This is a genomic window from Persicitalea jodogahamensis, assembly GCF_014651615.1.
GTDB lineage: Bacteria > Bacteroidota > Bacteroidia > Cytophagales > Spirosomataceae > Persicitalea > Persicitalea jodogahamensis.
Window position 1 is genome coordinate 365392 of sequence record NZ_BMXF01000001.1, and the last position, 24511, is coordinate 389902.

Genomic DNA, 24511 nt, shown 5'->3' on the forward strand with positions numbered 1-24511 from the left:
ACTACCTACCGCCGACATAAAGCAATGAAGTTATCCGAATTCAAATTTGACCTTCCTCAAAGCCTGATTGCCTTACATCCCGCCGAACGGGGGGAGTCGCGCCTGATGGTGGTACACCGCGACAGCGGAGAGTTTGAACACAAGTCCTTTGGCGACATCGTCGATTATTTCGATGACGGTGATGTCATGGTAATCAACGACACGAAGGTTTTTCCGGCGCGCCTGTTTGGGCAAAAAGAGAAAACCGGCGCCAAGATCGAAGTTTTCCTTCTGCGCGAACTCAACCGTGACATGCGGCTTTGGGACGTGCTCGTAGACCCTGCCCGGAAAATCAGGGTGGGAAACAAGCTGTATTTTGGCGATAACGACCTGGTTGCCGAAGTGATCGACAATACTACATCGCGCGGTCGCACGATCCGCTTTCTGTCAGATAGTTCGCACGAGGAATTTATGAAGCTGGTAGATCAACTGGGCGAAACTCCTTTGCCGCCCGAAATTATATCTCGCCGGAAGGTGGAAAACGCCGACCGGGAGCGTTTTCAGACTATCTACGCCGAAAATACGGGTGCCGTAGCGGCTCCCACAGCGGGGACGCACTTCACCAAGGCCATTATGAAGCGTCTGGAGATAAAAGGTGTGGGATTTGCGCCCGTAACGTTACACGTAGGTCTGGGTACTTTTCGGAGCGTTGACGTTGAGGATTTGACCAAGCACAAGACCGATTCTGAGAAATATCAGATTGAACAATCGAGCGTGGATACTGTCAACGCAGCGCTGGATAGCGGTAAGCGTGTATGTGCGGTGGGCACCACATCGCTCAAAGCTATCGAGTCGTCGGTGTCGGCGAGTGGTCACCTGAAAGCCGTGGATGGCTGGACAGACCGGTTCGTGTTTCCTCCTTACGAGTTCAAGCTGGCGAACGCCATGATTACCAACTTCCACCTGCCAGAATCTATCCTGTTGATGTCGGCACGGGCTTTTGGCGGAAATGACCTCATCAAGGAAGCCTATAAAGTGGCCATGAAGGAGAAGTATAAATTCTTCACCTATGGTGACGCGATGCTTATTCTTTGATTAATGGTCAATGGACAATTGATGATTTTTTTCTCTCGGTAGGTTTAAGACCAGATTTGCCTCATCTTTCAGAAACTCATTATCCATTCGGGGCCGCCCGTGCGGTCCACTATCCATTATCAACTGAATAACTTTGCTATAATTGTGGCGGGCGGCAGCGGGAGCCGCATGAGGAGCGACTTGCCCAAGCAGTTCCTGCCCGTAGATGGGCGTCCGGTACTGATGTGGACGCTGGATGCTTTCCGAAATTACTCAAAAGAAATTCAGATCAGATTGGTATTGCCCCAAAGTCAGTTCGAATTTTGGAGCAAGTTGTGCAACGACCACGCATTCGAGTTTAACGGGCAGCTCGTGGCCGGTGGTGAAACTCGTTTTCAATCCGTAAAAAACGGGCTGAACAGCATATCGGCTAAGGAAGGGTTCGTAGCGGTTCACGATGGCGTGCGACCTTTTGTCTCTTCCCAAATCATCAAAACTTCATTTGAGAAGGCCGCTGACAATGGCGCGGCGGTTACCTGCGTGGCGTTAAAAGATTCGGCCCGGCTTGTTCGCCCCGATGGCTCCAATGAAGCCGTCAGTCGCAGCGACTATCGTCTGATGCAAACTCCCCAAACCTTCCGTATGGACTGGATGCGTCGTGCCTTTGCCAGCGAGGCTCAGCCACACTTCACTGATTGTGCCAGCGTGCTGGAGGCGGCGGGTTATCCCATAAGCTTGATCGATGGCGCCTACGAGAATATCAAAATCACTACGCCCGAGGACTTGCTGTGGGCTGAGGCATTCCTGAAAACTCCATCGTTCGACGTACTTCGTTCTTAGTACTGTTGTTTAGATTACAGCCTATTATAACGCAGTGATTTGGCGGAATGTAAATTTTGCACGCCAATCTGTGTTAAGCACCATAGAATGTGACACCAATGCGCCCCCGGCTTACCACGAAAGACTATATCGATGGAATTCTGAATGGCGACCGTATGGTACTAAGTCGTGCCATTACGCTGGTGGAAAGTCGATTGTCGGGTGATCGGGAGTTGGCCCAACAGGTACTGATGGGCGTGCTTCCTCACACTGGAAACTCCTCGCGCATCGGTATCACGGGAGTACCTGGCGTAGGCAAAAGCACTTTTATCGAGGTATTTGGACAGCACGTCGTTTCTATGGGAAAGTCGTTGGCCGTGCTTACCGTAGATCCCAGCAGTCAGCGATCGGGCGGCAGCATTCTGGGCGACAAAACACGGATGGAGGTACTTTCACACCATCCGTTGGCCTATATCCGGCCTTCGGCGACGGGTAGTTCGCTGGGGGGCGTTGCCCACCGCACCCGAGAAGCCATGCTGCTCTGCGAGGCGGCCGGTTACGAAATCATCTTAATCGAAACAGTAGGTGTCGGCCAGTCTGAAACGTTGGTGAGAAGTATGACTGACTTTTTCCTGTTGCTGATGCTGGCGGGTGCGGGCGATGAGTTGCAGGGAATCAAGAAGGGTATTATGGAAATGGCCGATGCCATCGCCATCACCAAAACCGATGGTTCCAACCGGCCGTTGGCTGAGCAGGCCGTGAGTGAGTATCGCAATGCTCTGCATCTTTTTTCACTTTCCGAGTCAGGATGGAATGCCCCGGTTGTGACCTGCTCAGCGACCGAAAATGAGGGTATTGGCGAAATCTGGGACCTGATCCAAAACTACCTCACCCTTATCCACGCCAACGGCTACTTTCATAAAAGTCGCCAAAACCAGAATGTCGACTGGCTGCGCAGCCTAATCCGCCAGCAACTGGAAGATCGGTTTTTCATCCACCCCGAGATAGCAGAGCAATGGGCTGACACCGAGCAGGCGGTGCGTAGCGGAGTCGAGCTGCCATTGCCGGCGGCGCAAAGACTACTGCATCGCTTTTTCAAGGAAGAATAGTCTTTCTGTGCCAGTAGTAGCACTTTTATTTTAAAAAAGTGCGTTCTTGTACATGATACCAGACCAAGAATAATCTTTTATCCTTACCCCACTCTCACTTATGAAAACTCCCCGACTTATTTCCCGAGCTTTTACCTACCTGCTCATCTTTGGCCTGATAAGTATGGCTGCCTGCAAAAAGGATGATGACGCGACACCTAAAGATGGCGTGGAAGGAAGTTGGCAGGTCACCTCGATCAAACTTGATCCGGCCTATATTATAACCGGAATTCCTGTTCCTGTGACTGATTTTATTGCTGCATTGGCACTAATCGGTGACACCTGCCCGCAAAATATTGTTTTTGAGTTCAATGCCAACAAGTCTGTTAACGTGACTGCTCCTGACGAATGTAAAGCCACGAAAGAAAACCTGATGAATCTGGCCGGCATTGGAGCGAACACTACCTGGAAAAGCGAAAACGACATGCTGATCCTTACCACAGGCAGCAGCACAGTAAGTTCTGATTTGGCTGTAAACGCCAGCACGATGACTCTGATTACCCAGGGAATGTTGGACGATGGAAAGTCCCACAAGATTACTGTGGGCTTTAAGCGAATTTAGGTTCGTAAGAGAATTTCAAACAGACAGGGCCGCTCCACATTACGGAACGACCCTGTCTGTTTGAAATTCCTCCCTGCTGGCAGATTCTGACCACTTGCTCAAGAGAATGCCCCGTTCACTAAGAATAGGCCTGCGTGATAAAGATGATTATTTATATTGCAGAGATAGATAACCATTCAAATTTCACACAGGATGAAGATTTTTCGATCAACCGCACCTTACTCCGTAGCCAAGTACCTGGCAGTAGTCACATTTGTGCTGACCAGCCTGATTTCCTGCAAAAAAGACAGCGACCCGTCGCCCGGCGGCAAGGATGGCGTTTCGGGTAATTGGCAGATCAGCGCTATGACTGTGACTCCTCCCATAGACGGAATCAGTGACTACCTTGCTTTCCTGAACGCTCTGTTGGGAAGCGATTGTCTCACTAAAATCACCTTTATATTCAAAGCCGACGGGACGATGGATGGCAATGTTCCCCAGGCTTGCCAGGCGAATGACCCAACCGAGAGTGTAGGCCTGGACGAAAAAAGTACCTGGAAAGTGCAGGACAAAAAAATAGTTATCACCAACGGAAGTGACGTAAGTGCATACGACCTGGAAGTGAACGAAACGACCATGGAATGGTCAATTGCCGAGCTCGATCCCGACGACGGAAAAACCTACACGACCACTATTGTTTTCAAGCGGGTATAAATATGTTCCGGTCAACTCGTGTGATCACACACGACTACCCACTTTCCGTTCATTTTCCGCCAGAGTAGAGTATAGTGTCCGCCCACATCGCCCGCCTCAGGACGGGTGAGATGCCACTTGCCCACGACAAAGGCCACGCCTTTGCCCGGAAAAGAAAGGTGCAGAATATCAAACTTGAGAGTACCCATTGTAGCACGGTCAGGGTAGCGCTTCAGGTAGTTTTGGTAGGTGTTCTGGTAGCCGTAGGTGATGCCATTTTTGCCAACAAACATCAGTGAATCCGATTCCCAATAGCCATTCATAAAAGCCTTGATGTTTCCGGCATTCCAGTCGGCGGTTTGGCGGTCGAGGGTAGTCAGGATCGTCTGACGGTCGTTGCGGGATTGGGCCACCAAAATTGTGGCGGTTAGTAGGAGCAGGCAGGTGAGGGTGGTGTTTCTCATCTATTTTGCGGAATTTTGTGGTTATTGGATGGGTTGACTGTTTGGGTAGTTGGGGTTCGGTCCAGGTTCTGAGCAAGCAAACTTAACTGCATTGGCAGTCCGAACCTAAAATTCAACATCCCAACGCCCTTACTCATGTTCAAAAATCTTTTCAAGAAAGTGGATCGGCAGCAGTATCCGTTTGTGGACGGTCTGTACTACCTTTTTATTATCGTCTTCATTCTTGTCTTGTTTCTCTTCTTTTCCTGAAAATAGTGCGCGAGTCCTTTTTGTTCGTGATAAATCCGAACTCCGGTACCACCCTCGGCCGGGAAGCCGGACAAATGGCAACATTGCTGGAGAAAAAGGCAAAAGAGGCCGGATACGAAGCGGAGTGCGTCATTACTGAGGCCAAAGGCCATGCTACCGAACTGGCAGCCGTTGCCTCGGCCCATAAACAGTTTGACACCATAGTAGCCGTGGGAGGCGATGGCACGGTTAACGAGGTGGCGCGGGCCTTGCTGCACTCCGGCACCGCCCTGGGCATTCTGCCGCTGGGGTCGGGCAATGGCCTGGCGCGGCATCTGGGCATTCCGCTCACGCTGCCAGCGGCGCTGGATCATCTCTGGAAGAGTGTTTCGGTCACTATTGACAGCGCCACGCTCAATTTTCAGCCCTTTTTTTGTGTTGCCGGACTGGGTTTCGATGCTTATGTCAGCCAGCTTTTTGGCAAGCAGAGCCAGCGGGGCTGGGATACCTACGTAAAAGTGTCGATGAAGGCTTATCTGGATTACCTGCCGCAACGGCTCAAAATCGAAGGTCAGGACGCCGAAATATTTTCGTTAAGTTTTGCCAACGCGGGTCAGTTTGGCAATAATGCCTGGGTGGCGCCCCACGCCGACCTTGCCGACGGACTGCTGGAAGTATGCACCGTGACTCCTTTCCCCAAATGGTTTGGAACGGCTCTCGCCTTTCAGCTATTCACCAAAAACCTGAGAACCTCAACTTACGTCGCCTACCAGTCGCTGACATCACTGGTCGTCGAAACCAAGCACCCGGCTCTGGTTCATTACGATGGTGAACCGTGGCAGTTGGAAACCAACCGCATTGAGGTTAACATCGTGCCCCAGAGCTTGCGGGTGAGGGGATAGGAACGGGAATTCCAAAGTACTTAGAGATTGAAGAGTAGCTGACAGCGAATGTTATTTTTTCTCCTTAACCCTTAACCCTTAACCCTTAACCCTTAACCCTTAACCCTTAACCCTTAACCCTTAACCCTTTAACCTTCTCCAATCCTTGAAAGCCGCCGACCATTCAATTGCCATTACGCGGACAGCCCGGTATTTCACGCTGGGAGAAATGTACGAGCGTACGCGGCAGGTGTGGTTTGTCCTGCATGGATATGGGCAATTGGCAGAGTACTTCGTCCGTAAATTCGAGAAAATCCAGGATCCGGAAACGCTCATCGTAGCTCCCGAGGCGCTGTCGAGGTTTTATCTGGACCACAACTCGGGTAGGGTAGGAGCAAGCTGGATGACGCGTGAGGATCGGCTGCACGAGATTGAAGATTACGTAGCGTATCTTGAAAGCATTCAGCAGGAGATTTTTAAGTACTATCGCTCTGATAACGTGCAAATTACGGTCCTGGGTTTTTCGCAGGGCACGGCTACGGCCTGCCGTTGGGTCAACCAAAGCAAAATGCGCTGCGACCGACTGATTCTGTGGGGCGGCTACTTTGCCAACGGTATTCTTGAGTTGGTGGAAAGAGATCGCCTGCCGCCACAGAACACACATTTTGTGTATGGAGACAAAGACGAGTACCTGAACCAACTGAATCCTGACAAGTACCTGGAAAAGCTACGTACCGAACTGCCTTTCATGAAAATACTGGAATACGAAGGTGGTCACGCGGTTGATACGGAAGTATTGAGCAGAAGATTTGGCGAAAAACCGTTTGCGTTGTATTGAAGCATCCCAAACTACTTTTGTTTCAGTCGGGGCACCTCAATTAGCTTTTTCGATAAACCGTCGTCGCCGCTGCCTGTGCTGCTGCCAAAATGGTAATGTCTGCAATCATCACGTGAGCGGGGGCGTTTACTGCATAGGCTATGCTGTCGGCGATATCCTCGGCCCGCAACGGTACAAATCCCTCATAAACTTTATCGGCACGAGCCTCGTCGCCTTTGAAGCGCACCATCGAAAATTCGGTTTCTACCGCGCCGGGGGCGATGTTGGTCACTTTGATACCGTGCTGGGTTAAGTCAAGGCGCATGCCTTCGCTGAGGGCTTCAACGGCGGCTTTGGAAGCGCAATACACCGTACCGTTGGCATAAGTCTGCTTGCCCGCGATAGAACTAATGTTGACGATATGACCGCGGCCTCGCTGCACCATGCCGGGTGTCACGGCCTTGGTCAGATACAAAAGTCCTTTCACATTGCTGTCGAGCATGGCATCCCAGTCCTCAGGATCACCCTCGTCCACAGGGCCGAAGCCGTGAGCGTTTCCGGCGTTGTTGACCAGAATGTCGATGTTTCGCCACTCGCTAGGCAACGAGTCTATTGCTTTGAAAGTACCTGTACGGTCGCGGACATCGAATTCCAGGGTCGTGGTCTTTACGTAGGGGCCGAGGGCTTCGCTCAGTTCGCGCAGCCGTTCCCGGCGGCGACCGCAGAGAATGAGGTCGATATTACTTTTGGCGAAAGCCTCGGCAGTGGCCTTTCCGATACCGGAGGACGCGCCGGTGATAAGAGCTATTCGTGACATGAATTCAGGAAAAAATAGTGATTGAGTGAATAAAAAAGCAACTAGTAAAGATGGATAAAGTTAAGCAAATTGCCTTTCAATGGTTAGATTCGCCTTCAATAAGACAATCAGGAACAGACACGAAAATGAAATTCGCCACCTTACTTTGTGCTTTTATCGCTGGTTTCGGCCTGAGTTATGGCCAGCTTCCCAAGCAAATGCAGAAAACCATCGACCAAGTGCGGCAGCAGTACGCACCAGATCGCCGGGTGGCCATTTTTCAAATTGAAGCTGATGAAAACGGAATTCTGACGGGAAAGACCAATCTGCCCGAAGCGAAAAGTGATTTATTGCAAAAACTCAGTAACGCGGGTCTGAAGTACCAGGACAGTATCCAGACATTACCCGCCGCAATACTGGGCGAGCAGATTTACGGAGTAGTGAACCTCTCGGTAGCCAACATTCGCTCGCAGCCCCGCGACGCCGCCGAACTGGCCACACAGGCTTTGCTGGGGATGCCATTGAAAGTATTGAACAAAGATCGCGGCTGGTACCTGGTACAAACGCCCGACCATTACATTGCCTGGTTGGACTGGGGCGGTTTCCAGCGCATGAATCAAGCGGATTTTGAATCCTGGGAAGGTGCTGAAAAGATCATCGTTTTATCTCCCTACACTTTCTCCTACGAGGAAACCGACGCCGATGGTCAGACCGTCTCGGATCTGGTGGCGGGCGATTTATTAAAAATGCTTGATGAGAAGGGGGAGTTCTACCATGTACAGTACCCTGACGGGCGTACCGCCTACATAAAAAAGGCTGATGCCAGGCCTTATGCAGAATGGCTGGCTTCCCTCACTATTTCGGAAGATAAACTGGTGGGTACCGCCAAACGCATGATGGGGTTGCCCTATCTGTGGGGCGGGACATCGTACAAGGGCGTGGACTGTAGCGGTTTCACCAAAACCATCTACCTGCTCAATGGCTGGGTACTCCCACGCGATGCTTCCCAGCAAGTGCATTCGGGCACGCTGGTAGATACCGACAGAGGGTTCGACAAGCTGCGGCCCGGCGACCTGCTGTTCTTCGGCACTAAGGCGGGTGAAACTACCGCGGAAAAGGTAACACATGTGGGCATGTGGATCGGCAACGGTGAGTTTATCCATGCTTCAGGTAAAGTTCGTGTCAGCAGTATGAATGCCCGGGCCCCTAACTACGACGATTTTGAGAAGAATCGTTTTATCCGTGCCAAGCGGCTACTCGGCAACGCTCGGGGCGTTCAGGAGTTGAAGGCAATGGTGAATTGAGCAATGAATGCTGCAGACCGACAAAATATAGCAGCGTGCCACAAAATTTACCGATTGAAAGATCAAATACCAGGAGAGCTGATCGACTCAACAAATCAGCACCTCAACAAATAAACCCCCAACAATATCGTTTCTTTGAAGAAATACCCCCAATAAACTGTCAACTATCTTAATTTTGCCGGAAAAACGGCATTAACTATGCATATCTTTTTTGAAAAACACCGGGTGAAAGCAACAGGAGCGGCGGTAGCCATGCTGATGCTATTGGTAAGTGAAGCGGCCACGGCGCAGTTCAAAAGCAGCAACTTCGTTCCTTATTCAAGCGTTTCAGTAGGTATCGGGACATCCAGTTATTATGGTGATCTGGCCCCTTACAGTCGTCCCTTTGCGTCGACCTTTGGAATGATGCGATGGAGTGTTACAGCTGACTACACCCGTCACTTTACTCCGCGCTTTGGAGCACGGGCTTCTTTTACCTGGGCGCGAATTTCTGGTGACGACTTTCAGATGAATAAAGGCTCTAACGGGAGAGCTCTTTCTTTCGCCCGTAACCTGCACTTCCGCAATGATTTGAAAGAATTTGCCTTGACCGGTATCTTCAAAATAATCCCAGACAGCCGCAGCTACGATCGCCGTCCACAATTTAGCCCCTACATTTTTGCGGGTATTGCTGCCGTGGCCCATAACCCCATGGCTCGTGTACCGGACTTAGATGGCAATCAATGGGTGAAGCTTCAACCATTAGGGACCGAAGGACAGGGTAGCCCAGGTGACTACGCCAAACCTTATTCTTTGGTACAGCTGGCTATTCCGGTCGGTTTTGGACTGCGTTACAAAATCAACCAGCGTTTCGACGTTTCGGCGGAGTTGGGCTTCCGTTTCACCTCTACTGATTATCTTGATGATGTGAGTGGTAACTACCCTGACCCCAACGTACTGAAAGATGATCTTTCTCGGGCTATGTCTAATCGCTCAGCCGAGCCAACCGCTGCGCGAAAAGGCGGCGACCGAACTGCTGGACTTAGGAATTTTCTGGCTGAGCAGTACGGAATAAACGACGCGGGCATTGATCCTTTCGTTGCTATCGGGCAGACAGATTATGCATCACCCGGGACACCGCGTGGTAACCCTGCCCGTAAAGACTCCTATATGCTAGGGAGCATCCACCTGACATATATTATAGGCAGCCCGATTAAGTGTCCACCGCTAAAATAGCGTCAGGCTGATGGTCAGGATAATCAAGGCGGATGTTCTGGAGTGTTTTCTCTGGAACAGCCGCCTTCAATTTGATAACAGATTCTCTACAATTTAAAACTGAATCCCTTGTTCAATTTGTTCCGTTCTGGTCTTATCATAACAGCCTTATTAATGGTCAGTGGCTTGTGCATAGCGCAGAAAGTGGAGATTGGAGCCAGTTTGGGAGGACTAAATTACAAGGGCGACATTGCTCCGGCTTTCAATCCCCGTTTCCTGCGGCCGGGTGGAAGCCTTTTTTTTCGATACAATGTAAGCCGTTCATTGACCCTGCGCACCGAAGCAATGATGGGCAGTATCACGGGCGACGACGCCTTCAGCAAAGATCCTTTTCAGAAGGCTCGCAATCTTTCTTTCCGCACCAAGCTGTCGGAAGCCAATCTGGTCACAGAATATAATTTTCTGAATTACGAAGACCGCCGCTTCGCGCTAAACTGGACGCCCTACGTTTTTGCGGGAATTGGCTATTCCCGCTTTTCTCCCGACCCAAAGACTTCCGATTATCCGACTAAGGGATGGGTGCTGCCCTACGGCATCGGGGTCAAGTACCAAATCAACCGTCCTTGGAATGTGGGTCTGGAATTCGGCACCCGAAAGACTTTTACTGATCATTTAGATAATCTGGGCGGAACACCAACTACCACCAACAAATTGGATCAGGGCGACATGACCACAAAAGATACTTATTACTACCTTGGCTTTTCGGTGAGCTATACCTTCTACCGTATCATTTGTCCCGAATGAAGAAAAAAGTTCTACTCCTCAGTACAGCATTATTAGTCATCCTCCTAGCTGCTGCCTTTATCGGCTACCGCAGTTATACGAAGTCGTTCAGCCCCGAAGCAGTGGCTGAATTCAATCAAAACGGTCTCGACATTCGTGTACAGTACTGCCGTCCCGCCAAGAAGAGACGCCTGATCTTCGGCCGTGAATCGGACAATGCTCTCGTACCCTACGATAAAGTATGGCGTACCGGAGCCAACGAAGCCACCCTTATCACCTTTGCCAACGATGTAACGGTCGCCGAGACCCCCGTGCCATCGGGTACTTATTCACTCTGGACCGTTCCCGGTCCCGCCAAATGGCAGCTTGTCATTAACCGCGAAACAGGCCAATGGGGTACCCAATACAATGATGGTATGGATCTCACCCGGATCGAAATACCGATTCGCATCAATCCTCGGGTAACGGAAAATTTCAAAATATTTTTTGAACAAAAGCCATACGGGGCTGACCTAATTCTAAACTGGGATCAAACCGAAGCGATTGCCGCCATTCGTTCTGAATAGTTGTGGATTTGTTATCATTATTAACATCGTCAGGAAAAATCCAATACTTTTTTCTTCACGTTTGCAAAGAGGCAATTTGCGGGACGGCCGGTGATTCAAAGCCTATGCTACGCGGAGTGATCCGGCCGGCCTTTCGCCAAAGCCTCAAACTTCCCCTCCCTCCAAGATGCCACTATGTTCGTAACTGCCATTGAAAAAGTCACCCCCTTTACCCGTCCTATTAATTTCATTACCCGCTATTATGGTGGCGGCGAGATTGTCCCTGGTTCGGCAACGATGTTTTTTGTCAATGAGCAGGGCTTCGCTGTTACCTGCAAGCACGTAGTTGAGCACATTGTTCACGGACAGGCTATTTACAGTCATTTTCTAAAATTTAAAGGCGAACTACGCAAGTTCGAAAAAGAGAAAAACCACTCACTGCATCAGAAAAGACTGGAAGACCACTATGGCATGACGAAGGAAACGGTGATTCGCATATTGCCTAATTTCCTGAATTCCGTCAGACGGGAACTCACCATGGAAATAACGCCGCACCCCACTCAGGATCTGGCTATTATTAAGTTTGCGAGTTTTGATGAAAATTTTTACCAAGGCCACGCCTTTTTTTTGCGCGATGGCGATGTGCGACAAGGCCGCTCGCTTTGCCGTCTTGGCTATCCCTTTCCGGAGTTTACCAACTACCGCTACAATAAAGACATGGACGACATCGAATGGACGACCGACGGGCGGCAAAGCTCACCAAGTTTTCCGCTGGATGGCATCGTGACTCGTCAGATCGGCGATCCCGTCACAAACCGCGTTCAGGGCATTGAACTCAGCACACCCGGTCTGCGCGGCCAAAGCGGAGGCCCGCTCTTCGACAGGCATGGTATCGTGTACGGAATGCAATCATCTACCAGGCATTTGCACCTTGGCTTTGACCAGATTAACAAGGAAGTTTCGATCGGTGCCAAAAAGCAGCGGGTATCCAACTACCCCTTCCTGAACGTGGGACAGTGCGTCCACGTCAATGTTATCAAAGAGTTCCTGCGGGAAAAGGGGGTGAAGTATTACGAAGCCGATCCTGGTGTTTGAGCTGTTCAGGGCTGGTGAAAAATAAAAAGAGTCATCACCAGCTTGCTGTTTTTGGCGCAAAAAACAATATCCCCTAACTTTGGAGATGTCCTGATCTCAGGGGCCGCTCATAGCAGAGGATCACCGGCCATCTTCCTTTCAAGCCTAAGGATGGAAAGGACCTAAACTTTGAACTGACAACATGACCATTGATAAACTCGCGCTGCTGAAGGAATTGGAGCAACCTTATGATCTACCCGAGGCTGCCATTACCTTTTATCAGGAATTTGGCTATGTGAAGCTGAAAAATGTCCTGAGTGAGGAGCTACTGGGATATTACGGGAAAATTATCAGCGATAAGGTCATCGAACTCAACACGCTCACCAAGCCGATGGAGGAGCGCACGACCTACGAAAAAGCTTTTCTGCAAATTATGAATTTGTGGAGGAAAGACGACGAGGTCAAAGAGTTTGCCTTCTCAAAACGGCTGGCTAAAATCGCTACTGACCTCATGGAGGTGAAGGGGGTGAGGATGTACCATGATCAGGCATTGTACAAGGAACCATCGGGTGGGATTACGCCCTGGCACGCCGACCAGTTCTACTGGCCGCTGTCCACCGACAAGACCATAACCGTCTGGATTCCGTTGCAAACTACCCCCATGAATATGGGGCCGCTGGCATTTGCCGAAAAAAGTCAGTCGGTGGAAATAGGCCGCGACCTGGAGATCAGCGACGAAAGCGAGGCGTACATGGCCACCCAACTCACGCCCTTCGATCTCAATGAAACGCCCTTCGAGCTAGGTGAAGTCAGCTTTCATGCGGGCTGGCTTTTTCACCGGGCCGGAGCCAATAAATCCGATGAGCCACGGAAAGTGATGACGATGATCTACATGGATAAGGATCAGAAAATCACTAAACCAACCAACCGCTATCAGGAGGCCGACTGGAAAACCTGGCTTGCCAGTAAGGAAATCGGCACCGTTCCCGACAGCGAATTGAATCCGGTGTTATTCAATTATTGAAAAGAAAAACCACGTTTATCATTCATCATTCACTACTCATACTTAATGTCTTACGGTTTATTAAAAGGAAAAAAGGGAATCATTTCCGGCGCTTTGGACGAAAACTCTATCGCCTGGAAAGTCGCATTGAAGGCTAAAGAAGAAGGCGCGACCTTCACCCTCACCAACGCCCCCATTGCCATGCGTATGGGCGCCATCAACCAACTTGCCGAGCAGTGCGACGCCAAGGTGATTCCGGCGGATGCCACTTCGACGGAAGATTTGGAAAAACTCTACACCGAGTCGATGGACGCGTTGGGCGGAAAAGTCGATTTCGTGCTGCACTCCATCGGGATGAGCCCCAATGTCCGCAAAGGCCGTGAGTACAACAACCTCAACTACGAGTGGTACATGAAAAGCGTGGACGTATCGGCGATGTCGCTGCACAAAATGCTGCAATCAGCTGAGAAGTTGGACGCTATCAATGAGTGGGGCTCTGTCGTGGCGCTTTCCTACATCGCTGCGCAAAGGGCATTCCCTTTCTACAATGACATGGCGGATGCCAAAGCGATTCTCGAAAGCATCGCCCGGAGCTACGGCTACCGCTACGCCAAGTCCAAAAAAGTACGTGTGAACACCATCTCGCAATCGCCCACACCCACTACGGCAGGTACGGGTATCGGCGGCTTCGATTCGTTCTTTTCGTTTGCCGAAAAAATGAGTCCGCTTGGCAATGCCACCGCCGACGATTGCGCCAACTACGTCATCACGCTCTTTTCCGATCTCACGCGCATGGTCACGATGCAGAATCTCTTCCACGACGGCGGCTACTCGACTACCGGCATTTCGGAGGAATTGATGGCCATGATTCAGGGAAAGTAACCCAGGCTTTACCGAGGTCGCCGGCGCGGTTAAACGTTTGGAGGTTCGATTTTACCAAAAATCGAACCTCCAACGGCGAAAGTCCGTTAGCACAACATGAATAGCATTCTTGACCTCCAAAGCGTAAACAAAACCTACCAGAGTGGGGGACGCGATCTTACGGTACTTGACAACGTCAGTTTCTCGGTAGAAACTGGCGCAAGCATAGCCATTGTCGGGCCTTCGGGTAGCGGAAAAACTACCCTGCTTGGCTTGTGCGCGGGCCTGGACCGTGCCTCGTCGGGTAGTGTGGAACTGCACGGTACCAAGCTCAATGGTCTTACCGAGAATCAACTGGCCGCCCTGCGCAACCGTTACGTAGGTTTTATTTTTCAGAATTTTCAGTTGATGCCGACCCTCACGGCTATCGAAAACGTGATGGTGCCTCTGGAACTTCGGGGCGAGAAAAACGTGCGGCCCGTAGCAATAGACTTACTCGATAAAGTCGGTCTGGCCGACCGGTCGCACCATTATCCCACCCAGCTTAGCGGCGGCGAGCAGCAGCGGGTGTCGCTGGCGCGGGCTTTCTCCAATCAGCCCCAAATCCTTTTCGCCGACGAACCCACGGGAAACCTGGACGCCGAAACTAGCGAGAAAGTCATTCAGCTGCTATTCGACCTTAATCAGCAAGCAGGTACTACGCTCGTTCTTGTCACCCACGATCTTGACCTGGCAGCCCGCACCCAGCGCATTGTGCGGATCAAAGGTGGAAAAATCGTTTCCGATGCAAGAGTTTAGAGAAAGCTTTTCTTTCCCGTGGCTACTAACAATGGCCTGGCGCGACAGCCGCCGCAGCCGTTCGCGGCTGCTGCTGTTCATCTCATCCGTGATTCTGGGCATCGCGGCGTTGGTGGCCATTTATTCGTTGGGAGATAATCTCCGGCAAAACATCGACACCCAGGCCGCCGCGCTATTGGGCGCCGACCTGGAAATTTCCGGCAATCAACCTGCCTCCCCAAAAATCAAACCGCTGCTGGATTCGCTGGGCGAAGACCGCTCGGAGGAGCGGCGCTTTGCCTCGATGGTGTACTTTCCCAAAGGCGGCGGCAGCCGCCTGGCGCAGGTTCGGGCACTGGAAGGAAGCTACCCCTATTACGGTGAATTGGAAACCGTTCCTGTCAGCGCGGGACGCAGCTTCCGGGATAGCCGCCATGCTTTGGTGGATCAGACCCTGATGCTGCAGTACGACGCCAAAGTGGGTGATTCGGTGAAAGTAGGCGAAGTTACTTTCCTTATTGCGGGTACTTTGCTAAAAGCTCCCGGCCAAACGGGCGTGTCGGCCACTGTCGCTCCGGCGGTCTATATCCCCCTGCGCTATCTGGCACAGACGGGCCTTGAAGAAAAAGGCAGCCGTATCAACTACCTGTATTTTTTTAAGTACCCCCCAAAGACGGACGTCGAGCGGATCGCAAAAGGGTTGGAATCGCGTCTGGATCTTGAAGATCTTGATTCCAAAACCGTCGAGAGTCAGAAAGAATCCACAGGGCGCTCTTTTGAAGACTTGACGCAGTTTCTGGGACTCGTAGGCTTCATTGCGCTGTTGCTGGGATGCGTCGGTGTGGCGAGTGCGGTACACATCTACATCCGTGAAAAGCTTAATTCCATCGCTTTGCTGCGCTGCCTGGGCGTGAAATCCTCGCAGGCATTTGTCATTTACTTAATCCAAATCGTGGGCGTCGGTTTCCTGGGTTCGGTGATCGGGGCTGCGCTGGGAGCGGTTATTCAGCAATTCTTGCCGCTTGTACTCAAAGATTTCCTTCCCTTTGCCCTCATCACCGAAATCTCCTGGTCGGCCATCGGGCAAGGCGTGCTGTTGGGTACGATTATTTCGATTTTGTTCGCGCTGTTGCCGCTTATTTCGGTACGTAACATCGCGCCGTTGCGGGTACTTCGGGCATCGTTCGAGTCTGCGCCCGCCAGTAGGGACCCGTTGCGGTGGCTGGTCTACGGCCTGATTCTCGCCTTCGTATTTCTTTTTACCTACCTCCAAACGGATAGCTGGCTAGACGCGCTGGTGTTCACCGTCAGCATTCTGGGAGCGTTTCTACTGCTGCTGGCGATGGCTTCTTTACTCATCTGGCTGGTTCGGCGGTTCTTTCCGTCGTCGTGGAGCTACGTGTGGCGGCAGGCGTTGGCCAATCTGCACCGACCCAATAATCAGACTTCCATCCTGATCGTGTCCATCGGCTTGGGGACTGCCTTCATCTGCACCCTGATTTTGGTGCAGTCGCTGCTGTTGAAGCGTGTTACGCTTTCCACGAGCGGTAACCAGCCCAATATCGTGCTGTTCGATATCCAGAGCGATCAGCGTGATGCGGTACTTGATTTGGCCGAAAGTCAGGGTTTGCCCATTATTCAAAGCGTACCGGTTGTGAACATGCGGCTGGAAAAAGTCAACGACGTTACGCCCGCCATCGCGCAGAAAGATACGTCGAACCGCGTGTCGCGCCGGATTTTTGGCCGTGAGTACCGCGTAAGCTACCGCGATACGCTCACGGAATTCGAAGAACTTAAAAGAGGACGCTGGGAGGGAACAGCTCCTGCCAATGGCCCCGTACCCATCTCGATGGAAGAGGGTTTTGCCGAACGTAACGGCGTCAAAGTGGGCGATACGCTTACTTTCAATGTGCAGGGGGCGCTACTAACGACGGTCATCGGTAGTTTGCGGGAAGTCGACTGGAACGGCGTCAGGACGAGTTTCCTGGTACTTTTTCCCAAGGGCGTTTTGGAAGAGGCCCCGCAGTTTCACGTGTTGCTCACGCGCGTTCCTTCCAGCGAGGGCTCGGCCAATTTTCAGCGCGCCGTGGTGCAGCGTTTTCCCAATATTTCTATCATCGACCTGGGATTGGTACTGAAAGTACTTGACGAACTACTGGAAAAAATTGGCTTCGTCATCCGCTTCATGGCAGGGTTCAGCATCCTGACGGGCCTCATCGTACTGATTTCCTCGGTACTTATCAGCAAGTACCAGCGCTTGCAGGAAAGCGTGTTGCTCCGTACCCTGGGTGCGAGCCGAAAACAAATTTTCTCAATCACGGCTTTGGAGTACTTTTTCCTCGGCGCGCTGGCTGCCGCCACGGGTATCATTCTGGCGTTGGCGGGTAGCTGGGGTTTGGCGAAATTCACTTTCAAAGTCGATTTTGAACCCCAATTCCTGCCCCTGTTGTTGGTCTTCCTGAGCGTTTCCGGCTTGACCGTCCTCATTGGGCTTGTTAATAGCCGCGGCATTCTGTCGCGGTCACCGCTGGAAGTATTGCGTCAGGAGGCGTAGAGGGCAAGTCACGGCGGTTGAAACCGCCTGAGTCCCGTAGCGGCGGACCACGCCAGCCAAATCTATGTGTTCACCCCGCACACGTATCGTGGACATCGAATCGCCGGGAACACCGTTAAACATATTATCACACCCGTTGCTGACGCACATTGGGCAAACACACCGGTTCGCCCCAACCAGTATGACCGAAATCAATCAGTACATTAAATCCAGTCTGGCCGACAACACTTTCATCAAAGCCCAGTTCAGTGACTACCGGGGTGAGGAGGAGGATTTGAAAAGTCTTTATCTCAAGAAAGTAATTGTGAAACGGCAGGAAAAGGTTTCCTTCCTGTATCGCTACAGAACCAAAGACATCACCAAAAACTACCCCCCCGAGGAAGCAGTGCAGCGGTTGGGTACTTTGGTGGCGGAAAACGGTTTCAGGTCAGGGCAACTTTTTACCTTAGAGCAAGATGTGCAACTCTCTTTTATCAAAGGAAAAGGTTTTTCCCTGAAAACTACCCCGCCCAGCCTCCACGAACTACCCTCACTGGCGCACGATAAGCCCAAAAACCGGAAAATCGAAGCGCAGGGAAAAAATTACCTCACCGAACTGGGCATCACCGACGCCCAGGGAAAGGTGTACAAGAACGCCCAGGATAAGTACAAGCAAATCAACCACTACATCGAGATCCTGAGTTCTTTACTCAAAAACCTGCCTGATCAACCCGTGACCAACATTGTGGACATGGGTGCGGGAAAGGGCTATCTTACTTTTGCGTTGTACGATTACCTGAACAACGTTCTCGGCAAACCCGCGCGGGTAACGGGGGTGGAGTTTCGGAAAGATTTGGTGGATTTGTGCAATACTATTGCGCAAAGATCTGGCTTTGATGCGCTACAATTCGAAGAAGGGACAATAGAAAACTACCAACCTGAGAAAGAAATCAATGTCCTGATTGCCCTCCATGCCTGCGACACCGCGACGGACGAGGCCATTTACCAGGGCATCACGGCCAACGCCGATCTCATTGTGGTGGCACCTTGTTGTCACAAACAAATCCGCCGGGAAATGGAAAAGCACAAGCCTGAAAACGAGTTGGATTTCCTGATTAGGCACGGTATTTTTCTGGAACGCCAGGCAGAAATGGTAACTGACGGTATCCGATCACTGATCTTGGAATACTACGGCTACGCGACCAAAGTTTTTGAATTTGTCTCCGATGCCCACACGCCTAAAAATGTGCTGATTGTGGGTGAAAAGCGGAAGCAGAAGCCTGCGGAACAGGAGATGATTTTAGAAAAGCTCCGGACGTCAAAACAATTTTTTGGAATAGGGTACCATCAGTTGGAAAGGCTAATCGGGCTGCCTGATTAATCCCGGGGATATCGGAATCTAAAAAGGTAGTTTTTAGAAAAATTTTCTTTTTCTGGTAAATTGTAATCAGCAAATCGCGGCTGATTATCCGGTAGTTTACGAGGTATGGAAAGCGGGAATACACACCATAGGACAGAAGAATACCAATTGAAGCGGCTTAATGAACTGCTTGATCAGAATCTCGAGAAATCGGATTATACCATCGATGCCATTTGCGAAGATTTGGGCGTGAGTCGTTCGCAGCTGTTCCGGATGGTCAAAGAGCTGACGGGCCTCTCTCCCTCACTCTATATCCGGCAACGTCGTCTGTTGCGGGGCCAGGAGCTACTGAAAGGAACCGACTGGCGCATCAACGAAATAACCGACAAAATCGGTTTTGACAGCCCGCAGGCATTTACCAAATATTTTACTCAGGAATTCGGCCTCAGTCCCTCCGACTACCGCCGGCAGCAGGAAGCTGGTCCGCCGAAGCAGGCCACTCCTGTTATTCCTTCGGCTAACGACATTGGAGAAAGTACGGGTGAGCCGCCTGGCGAGGAAAGGCCGCGCGGAATACCTTCCGTACCCCTGGGGGCAGTACCTGGCAAACGGTGGAAGTACCTGCCAATTCTGGGTCTGGTAGCACTGGTGCTACTGGCTCTGGGCGTGTTTGGGTACAGCCGCTTTCTGGCGTCTTCGTCGCGGGCGTCGTCCGAGGCATTCGTTAATTCGGTGGCCATTCTACCCTTTCGAAACGCGGGAACCGACACGACCGCCCTGCTGGCGGACGGCCTTGCGGGTCAGATCCATTCGTCTTTGTCGGCAGTTGAGAACCTGAAGGTGATTTCCCGCAGCTCCGCTGAATTGTTTCGCGATACGCGCAAGACCATCCCGCAAATCGCCGCCGAACTGCATGTCAACTACATACTGGTTGGACGCCTGAAGCAGATGGGCCAGCACATGCTGGTCAGCGTGGAACTGGTGGAAGCGGCCCAGGACCGTACCCTGTGGTCCAAAACCTACCAGGGTACCGACGAAGCACTGATGGGTTTCATGACGACCGTCGCCCGGCAAACTATCTTGGCGCTCGACCAGAAGCTGACCGATGCAGAATCGCGCCGGATGGATCGGACGCCTACCGGCAATTCTGACGCCCTCCGCGAGTACCTGATAGGCAAGCAGCTGATGCTCAGCCGCAGTGCAGATAAACTCAAGGCCAGCCTCCTCCGCTTTGATCGCGCCATTGCCCTCGATTCGGGTTTTGCCGATGCCTATGCCCGAAAAGCATTGGCTTATTTTCTTCTCGGTACTGATAATATGATCAATCTGCGTAAGGGGATCAGCCAGTCGGAACAAAACGCTTTAAAAGCCATCCGGCTCGATCCGGAGAACGGGCTGGCTTACGCCATTCTGGCCAATAGCTACCGTGAGCTCAACCAGTGGGAGCAGGCCGTTACGACCTACCAGATTGCCCTCGGGCATAGCCCAAACGACGCTGAAATCAACTACTGGTACAGCATCACCCTGCGCTCGCTGGGCCGTTTCGAGGAAGCCATTCAATATAGCACCAAGGCCCTGGCCCTCGATCCGCTCTACCCCTCAATTATCGTTGGGCACATTGGCAACTATTCCTATGCGGGTCGCTACGCCGAGGCTCGCCAGCTGATCAAAGAGTACGCTCTGATGCTGGATGAATTTTACGTGTATTATTACGTGAAGGCCTATTATTACCTCAACCTGGGCGACTATACGAATGCGCTGAAAGAAATGGAGAGCTGCGTTTCGCTCAATCCCGATATCCCGGTCTTGCATTCCACGCTGCAGTACTGCCGGGCCCGGGTAGGGCAACGGGCGGCGGCCGAAGCTTACCTCAAAACCATTCCCCAAATTCCGAGCCGGTACCCTGACCTGGCCATCGTGTCCGCCGGACTGAACGACAAAGAAAATTGCCTGAAGTACCTCCGCCTGGGGCTAAATCAGGGTAATATGCCCTACTATCTCAAAGTGTCACCCATCTTTCGTTTTCTGCACGGCGATCCGCGCTTTCAGGAAATACTTCGCCAACTTGGGTTGCTCGACCCACAGCCACCTGCCTGATCCTAACATTTTCTTCAAAATTGATCCCTCTGACCAATAAAGGAAAGTTTTTGGTCAAATAGGGAAAGTTTTCGGTCATATAAGGAAAGCCGTTTTCTGGCGCGCGGCCGACCTTTACAGGGTCATTTTTATTCATTGGCCCTCCATGAAACCGATGCCTGTCCTCCTCTGCCTGTTGCTTTTCTTGCTGGCAGCGTGCCGGAGCAACCCGTCCGGCGAGCCTGCCTCATCCACCGACTATAGCCCAGCTCCGACCCCCTATCTGGTACTGGCCCAGAAAGCCATCACCTACCAGGCCGACTACCAGCTCGACGCATGGGGCAGCCTGCTGGCCGAAGATGTGGAGTACCATATCCCCGGAATTAGCCGGCTGAGGGGAAGAACCGCCGTGCTGGCCCACTGGCGGCAGAACCGCGACTCTTCGCACATCCGCCAGGTCCGGCTGTCGGAATTCAGCATTCTGCCCATGCAGACACTCACAAAACTACCCCTGGCCGATCTGCCCGGGGTATACGTAGCGGCGGCGTTCCGGCAGCGGGTGGTGTATGCCTCGGGCCAGACCGACGAGCAGCCCGTCAGCCTGTGGCTGCACTTCAACGAAGAGAAGCTGATCGACCGTCTCTACGGCTTTCAGAACGACCGACTGCTGCACAACCCCGACCAGCTGCGCCGTGCGCCGGGCACAGATACCCTGTAATAACCTATATCCTGTAACAAACAACCAGAACATACATCCAATTTTTCATGCATGAAAACCACTACCACAGACGCATCCTTCACCCGGCTGGCTCCCATCTCACTGCTGCTCGTCCTGAGCGGCGGGGCCTGGGCCCAGGGGTTCGGCCCCAAGACCGACTACCCTGCGGGCAGTTACCCCCGCTCGGTGGCGGTGGGCGACTTCAACGCCGACGGCAAGCCCGACTTGGCCACGGCCAATATATCCAGCAACAACACGGTCTCGGTGCTGCTGGGCGACGGGGCGGGGGGCTTTTTGCCCAGCACCGACTACCCCACGGGCATTAGCCCCTTCTCGGTGGCGGTGGGCGACTTCAACGCCGACGGCAAACCCGACCTGGCCACGGCCAATATATCCGGCAACAACACGGTCTCGGTGCTGCTGAGCGACGGGGCGGGGGGCTTTTTGGCCAGGACCGACTACCCCACGGGCAGTTACCCCGTCTCGGTGGCGGTGGGCGACTTCAACGCCGACGGCAAGCCCGACCTGGCCGTGGCCAATAGCAATAACAACACGGTCTCGGTGCTGCTGAGCGACGGGGCGGGGGGCTTTTTGCCCAGGACCGACTACCCCACGGACCTTAACCCCAACTCGGTGGCGGTGGGCGACTTCAACGCCGACGGCAAGCCCGACCTGGCCGTGGCCAATAGCAATAACAACACGGTCTCGGTGCTGCTGGGCGACGGGGCGGGGGGCTTTTTGGCCAGGACCGACTACCCCACGGGCACTTACCCCTACTCGGTGGCGGTGGGAGACTTCAACGGCGACGGCAAGCCCGACCTGGCCACGGCCAATCCAGGCAACAACACGGTCTCGGTGCTGCTCAACGCCTGCCCCTCCATCACTCTCACCCCCACGGTGAGCGACGTACGCTGCCAGGGCGGCAGCGACGGCAGCATCGCCCTGACGCCCGGCGGCGGCACCGCCCCCTACACCTACTCGGTCGACGGCGGGGCCAGCTACGGCGGCCTCTCCACGCTCTCTGGCCTGTCGGCGGGCGCGTACTCCGTCAGGGTCAAGGATGCCAACGATTGTGTATCGGCGGCCCAACCTGTCACCATCGGTGAGCCTGCTACTACCCTCAGCGCCAGCGTGAGCGGCAACGGTGGCTCAATCTGCGCGGGCGGCACGGCCTCTTTCACCGTCAGCGGCAGCAGCGGCGCCACGCTAACCTACACGATCACCGGCCAGAGCGGCAGCCAGACGCTACCACTCAATGGAAGTTCGCAGACCATCACCGCCAGCGGGGCGACATCCAACGTGGCGCTGACGCTGGTCTCGGTAAGTTTGAATGGCTGCACGCAGAACCTGTCGGGCAGCTCAACGGTGACGGTCAAGCCTCTGCCCACAGCCAGCATCAGCGGCAACGGCGGCTCGGTCTGCGCGGGCAGCGACGCCAGCTTCACTGTCAGCGGCACCTCAGGCGCCACTTTGACTTACACCATTACCGGCCAGAATGGTAGCCAGACGCTACTACTCGACGGGACCAGCCAGACCATCACGGCCAGCGGCGCGACGTCCAACGTGACCCTGACGCTGGTTTCGGTAAGCAAAGAAGGCTGTACGCAGAACCTGTCGGGCAACTCGACGGTGACGGTCAAGCCTCAGCCCACGGCCAGCATCGGCGGCAACGGCGGCGCGGTCTGCGCGGGCAGCAACGCCAGCTTCACCGTCAGCGGCACCTCAGGCGCCACGCTAACCTACACGATCACCGGCCAGAACGGCAGCCAGACGCTACTACTCAATGGAAGTTCGCAAACCATCACCGCCAGCAATGCCACGGCCAACGTGGCGCTGACGCTGGTCTCGGTAAGTTTGGACGGCTGCACGCAGAACCTGTCGGGCAGCTCAACGGTGACGGTCAAGCCGCAGCCGACAGCGTCCATCAGCGGCAACGGCGGCGCGATCTGCTCAGGCGGCACGGCCTCTTTCACCGTCAGCGGCACCAGCGGTTCCACCTTAACCTACACAATCACGGGCCAAGTCGGCAGCCAGACGCTGCTGCTCGACGGGAGCAGCCAGACGCTGACGGCCAGCAATGCCACGGCCAACGTGGCGCTGACGCTGGTCTCGGTAAGTTTGAATGGCTGCACGCAGAATCTGTCGGGCAGCTCAACGGTGACGGTCAACCCGCTACCGACACTGACGCCCGGCCCCGACCAGTCGGTCGTGCTTGGCTTCGGCAGCAACTGCACCGAGCTGACGGCCACGGCCAGCGGGGGCAGCGGCAGCAACTACGTCTACAACTGGACGCCCGGCAATCTGAAAGGACCTACGGTCACCGTCTGCCCCGAAACCACCACCACCTACTCCGTCACGGTTACCGACGGCAAGGGCTGTACCTCACTTCCTGCCCAGGTGACTGTCAGCGTGCAGGACGTGCGCTGCGGCAACAAGAATCAGAACGTGACGATCTGCTACTACGGGGTGACCCAGTGCGTGAGCGAGAAAATCGCCACGCGGTACTTGAAACTGGGGGCGACGCTGGGAGGCTGCGGAAGCAGCGTCGCCCGGATTGGGGTGCAGGAAACTACGGATCTACCGCTGACGCTTTCGCTGAAAGCTTATCCCAATCCCGTGCAGGATGCCGTGACGGTGCAGGTGCTTTCGCCCACGGCGGGCGAGGGTACTTTGGAGGTGCTGGACCTGGCAGGCCGCTCATGGCACACACAAAGCCGGGAGTTGGCCGAGGGGCTCAACGAGATTGAATTAAGACTGGATAGTCTGCCGACGGGCCTCTACCTGGTCCGGCTGCGCGATGCGGCGGGCCGACAGGCTGCCGTGAGGATGAAGAAGCAATAATT

22 protein-coding genes are annotated in these 24511 nt (G+C 53.3%); 20 read left to right on the forward strand and 2 right to left on the reverse strand.

The genetic code is table 11. The features are described 5' to 3' along the window. Positions 1-24: 24 nt before the first annotated feature. From queA to IE117_RS01595, 5 genes are all read left to right on the forward strand, one after another. Complete coding sequence (queA, locus tag IE117_RS01575) at positions 25-1074, forward strand: tRNA preQ1(34) S-adenosylmethionine ribosyltransferase-isomerase QueA (RefSeq protein ID WP_189562602.1); 1050 nt, start codon at positions 25-27, stop codon at positions 1072-1074. A 99-nt stretch (positions 1075-1173) separates the two neighbouring features. Next, positions 1174-1893: a 2-C-methyl-D-erythritol 4-phosphate cytidylyltransferase gene (locus tag IE117_RS01580; RefSeq protein WP_262893082.1), complete on the forward strand. Its 720-nt coding sequence runs from the start codon at positions 1174-1176 to the stop codon at positions 1891-1893. A 98-nt stretch (positions 1894-1991) separates the two neighbouring features. Then, a complete protein-coding gene (meaB, locus tag IE117_RS01585) occupies positions 1992-2981 on the forward strand; it encodes a methylmalonyl Co-A mutase-associated GTPase MeaB (protein WP_189562603.1) in 990 nt (329 codons plus the stop codon). A gap of 100 nt (positions 2982-3081) precedes the next feature. After that, complete coding sequence (locus IE117_RS01590) at positions 3082-3582, forward strand: lipocalin family protein (RefSeq protein WP_189562604.1); 501 nt, start codon at positions 3082-3084, stop codon at positions 3580-3582. A gap of 192 nt (positions 3583-3774) precedes the next feature. After that, positions 3775-4275: a lipocalin-like domain-containing protein gene (locus tag IE117_RS01595; protein ID WP_189562605.1), complete on the forward strand. Its 501-nt coding sequence runs from the start codon at positions 3775-3777 to the stop codon at positions 4273-4275. 11 nt (positions 4276-4286) lie between these two features. On the opposite strand, the gene IE117_RS01600 is transcribed toward IE117_RS01595, so the two are convergent. After that, entirely contained in the window at positions 4287-4718 is a 432-nt protein-coding gene (locus IE117_RS01600; RefSeq protein ID WP_189562606.1) for a YybH family protein, read from the reverse strand. Between the two features lie 254 nt (positions 4719-4972). Here IE117_RS01600 and IE117_RS01605 point away from each other — a divergent pair, with 254 nt between their 5' ends. Both IE117_RS01605 and IE117_RS01610 read left to right on the forward strand, forming a co-directional pair. Beyond that, positions 4973-5848, forward strand: coding sequence for a diacylglycerol/lipid kinase family protein (locus IE117_RS01605; protein ID WP_189562607.1), 876 nt, complete (start codon positions 4973-4975; stop codon positions 5846-5848). 145 nt (positions 5849-5993) lie between these two features. Further along, on the forward strand, positions 5994-6665 hold the full coding sequence (locus tag IE117_RS01610) for an alpha/beta hydrolase (protein WP_229580165.1): 672 nt from the start codon (positions 5994-5996) through the stop codon (positions 6663-6665). A 40-nt stretch (positions 6666-6705) separates the two neighbouring features. Here the strand turns inward: IE117_RS01610 and IE117_RS01615 are convergent, their stop codons facing one another. After that, positions 6706-7461 carry an SDR family NAD(P)-dependent oxidoreductase gene (locus IE117_RS01615; protein WP_189562608.1) on the reverse strand — a complete coding sequence of 252 codons (756 nt, stop codon included), beginning with the start codon at positions 7459-7461 and terminating at the stop codon, positions 6706-6708. A 125-nt stretch (positions 7462-7586) separates the two neighbouring features. Here IE117_RS01615 and IE117_RS01620 point away from each other — a divergent pair, with 125 nt between their 5' ends. The 13 genes from IE117_RS01620 to IE117_RS01680 all read left to right on the forward strand — a co-directional run bounded on the left by IE117_RS01620 (position 7587) and on the right by IE117_RS01680 (position 24509). Next, positions 7587-8744, forward strand: coding sequence for a C40 family peptidase (locus IE117_RS01620; protein ID WP_189562609.1), 1158 nt, complete (start codon positions 7587-7589; stop codon positions 8742-8744). 198 nt (positions 8745-8942) lie between these two features. Next, complete coding sequence (locus tag IE117_RS01625) at positions 8943-9959, forward strand: DUF6089 family protein (protein ID WP_229580168.1); 1017 nt, start codon at positions 8943-8945, stop codon at positions 9957-9959. Positions 9960-10067: 108 nt separating this feature from the next. Further along, positions 10068-10742 (forward strand): type IX secretion system protein PorG, encoded by a 675-nt coding sequence (gene porG, locus IE117_RS01630; RefSeq protein WP_308439257.1) that lies wholly within the window; start codon positions 10068-10070, stop codon positions 10740-10742. Then, positions 10739-11287: a DUF2911 domain-containing protein gene (locus IE117_RS01635; RefSeq protein WP_189562610.1), complete on the forward strand. Its 549-nt coding sequence runs from the start codon at positions 10739-10741 to the stop codon at positions 11285-11287. Before porG ends, IE117_RS01635 begins: the two co-directional genes overlap by 4 nt. A gap of 174 nt (positions 11288-11461) precedes the next feature. After that, positions 11462-12361 (forward strand): trypsin-like peptidase domain-containing protein, encoded by a 900-nt coding sequence (locus tag IE117_RS01640; protein WP_189562611.1) that lies wholly within the window; start codon positions 11462-11464, stop codon positions 12359-12361. A 181-nt stretch (positions 12362-12542) separates the two neighbouring features. Next, on the forward strand, positions 12543-13364 hold the full coding sequence (locus IE117_RS01645; protein ID WP_189562612.1) for a phytanoyl-CoA dioxygenase family protein: 822 nt from the start codon (positions 12543-12545) through the stop codon (positions 13362-13364). Positions 13365-13409: 45 nt separating this feature from the next. Further along, positions 13410-14225, forward strand: coding sequence for an enoyl-ACP reductase FabI (locus IE117_RS01650; RefSeq protein WP_189562613.1), 816 nt, complete (start codon positions 13410-13412; stop codon positions 14223-14225). A gap of 96 nt (positions 14226-14321) precedes the next feature. Beyond that, positions 14322-15002 carry an ABC transporter ATP-binding protein gene (locus IE117_RS01655; RefSeq protein WP_189562614.1) on the forward strand — a complete coding sequence of 227 codons (681 nt, stop codon included), beginning with the start codon at positions 14322-14324 and terminating at the stop codon, positions 15000-15002. After that, positions 14989-17535, forward strand: a complete 2547-nt coding sequence (locus IE117_RS01660) for an ABC transporter permease (RefSeq protein ID WP_229580171.1) — start codon at positions 14989-14991, stop codon at positions 17533-17535. The genes IE117_RS01655 and IE117_RS01660 overlap by 14 nt, the downstream gene beginning before the upstream one ends. A 181-nt stretch (positions 17536-17716) precedes the next feature. After that, positions 17717-18895 carry a class I SAM-dependent methyltransferase gene (locus IE117_RS01665; protein WP_189562615.1) on the forward strand — a complete coding sequence of 393 codons (1179 nt, stop codon included), beginning with the start codon at positions 17717-17719 and terminating at the stop codon, positions 18893-18895. Positions 18896-19042: 147 nt separating this feature from the next. Continuing rightward, entirely contained in the window at positions 19043-20971 is a 1929-nt protein-coding gene (locus tag IE117_RS01670) for a helix-turn-helix domain-containing protein (RefSeq protein ID WP_189562616.1), read from the forward strand. 154 nt (positions 20972-21125) lie between these two features. Continuing rightward, positions 21126-21668, forward strand: coding sequence for a nuclear transport factor 2 family protein (locus tag IE117_RS01675; RefSeq protein ID WP_189562617.1), 543 nt, complete (start codon positions 21126-21128; stop codon positions 21666-21668). A gap of 51 nt (positions 21669-21719) precedes the next feature. After that, positions 21720-24509: an FG-GAP-like repeat-containing protein gene (locus tag IE117_RS01680; protein WP_189562618.1), complete on the forward strand. Its 2790-nt coding sequence runs from the start codon at positions 21720-21722 to the stop codon at positions 24507-24509. Positions 24510-24511 lie beyond the last annotated feature (2 nt).

Bases quoted from the DNA above. Each gene is read 5' to 3' on its own strand.
- queA (WP_189562602.1), top strand. From the start codon at position 25: ATGAAGTTATCCGAATTCAAATTTGACCTTCCTCAAAGCCTGATTGCC.
- meaB (WP_189562603.1), top strand. From the start codon at position 1,992: ATGCGCCCCCGGCTTACCACGAAAGACTATATCGATGGAATTCTGAAT.
- IE117_RS01590 (WP_189562604.1), top strand. From the start codon at position 3,082: ATGAAAACTCCCCGACTTATTTCCCGAGCTTTTACCTACCTGCTCATC.
- IE117_RS01595 (WP_189562605.1), top strand. From the start codon at position 3,775: ATGAAGATTTTTCGATCAACCGCACCTTACTCCGTAGCCAAGTACCTG.
- IE117_RS01600 (WP_189562606.1), bottom strand. From the start codon at position 4,718: ATGAGAAACACCACCCTCACCTGCCTGCTCCTACTAACCGCCACAATT.
- IE117_RS01615 (WP_189562608.1), bottom strand. From the start codon at position 7,461: ATGTCACGAATAGCTCTTATCACCGGCGCGTCCTCCGGTATCGGAAAG.
- IE117_RS01620 (WP_189562609.1), top strand. From the start codon at position 7,587: ATGAAATTCGCCACCTTACTTTGTGCTTTTATCGCTGGTTTCGGCCTG.
- IE117_RS01625 (WP_229580168.1), top strand. From the start codon at position 8,943: ATGCATATCTTTTTTGAAAAACACCGGGTGAAAGCAACAGGAGCGGCG.
- IE117_RS01635 (WP_189562610.1), top strand. From the start codon at position 10,739: ATGAAGAAAAAAGTTCTACTCCTCAGTACAGCATTATTAGTCATCCTC.
- IE117_RS01640 (WP_189562611.1), top strand. From the start codon at position 11,462: ATGTTCGTAACTGCCATTGAAAAAGTCACCCCCTTTACCCGTCCTATT.
- IE117_RS01645 (WP_189562612.1), top strand. From the start codon at position 12,543: ATGACCATTGATAAACTCGCGCTGCTGAAGGAATTGGAGCAACCTTAT.
- IE117_RS01650 (WP_189562613.1), top strand. From the start codon at position 13,410: ATGTCTTACGGTTTATTAAAAGGAAAAAAGGGAATCATTTCCGGCGCT.
- IE117_RS01655 (WP_189562614.1), top strand. From the start codon at position 14,322: ATGAATAGCATTCTTGACCTCCAAAGCGTAAACAAAACCTACCAGAGT.
- IE117_RS01660 (WP_229580171.1), top strand. From the start codon at position 14,989: ATGCAAGAGTTTAGAGAAAGCTTTTCTTTCCCGTGGCTACTAACAATG.
- IE117_RS01665 (WP_189562615.1), top strand. From the start codon at position 17,717: ATGACCGAAATCAATCAGTACATTAAATCCAGTCTGGCCGACAACACT.
- IE117_RS01675 (WP_189562617.1), top strand. From the start codon at position 21,126: ATGCCTGTCCTCCTCTGCCTGTTGCTTTTCTTGCTGGCAGCGTGCCGG.
- IE117_RS01680 (WP_189562618.1), top strand. From the start codon at position 21,720: ATGAAAACCACTACCACAGACGCATCCTTCACCCGGCTGGCTCCCATC.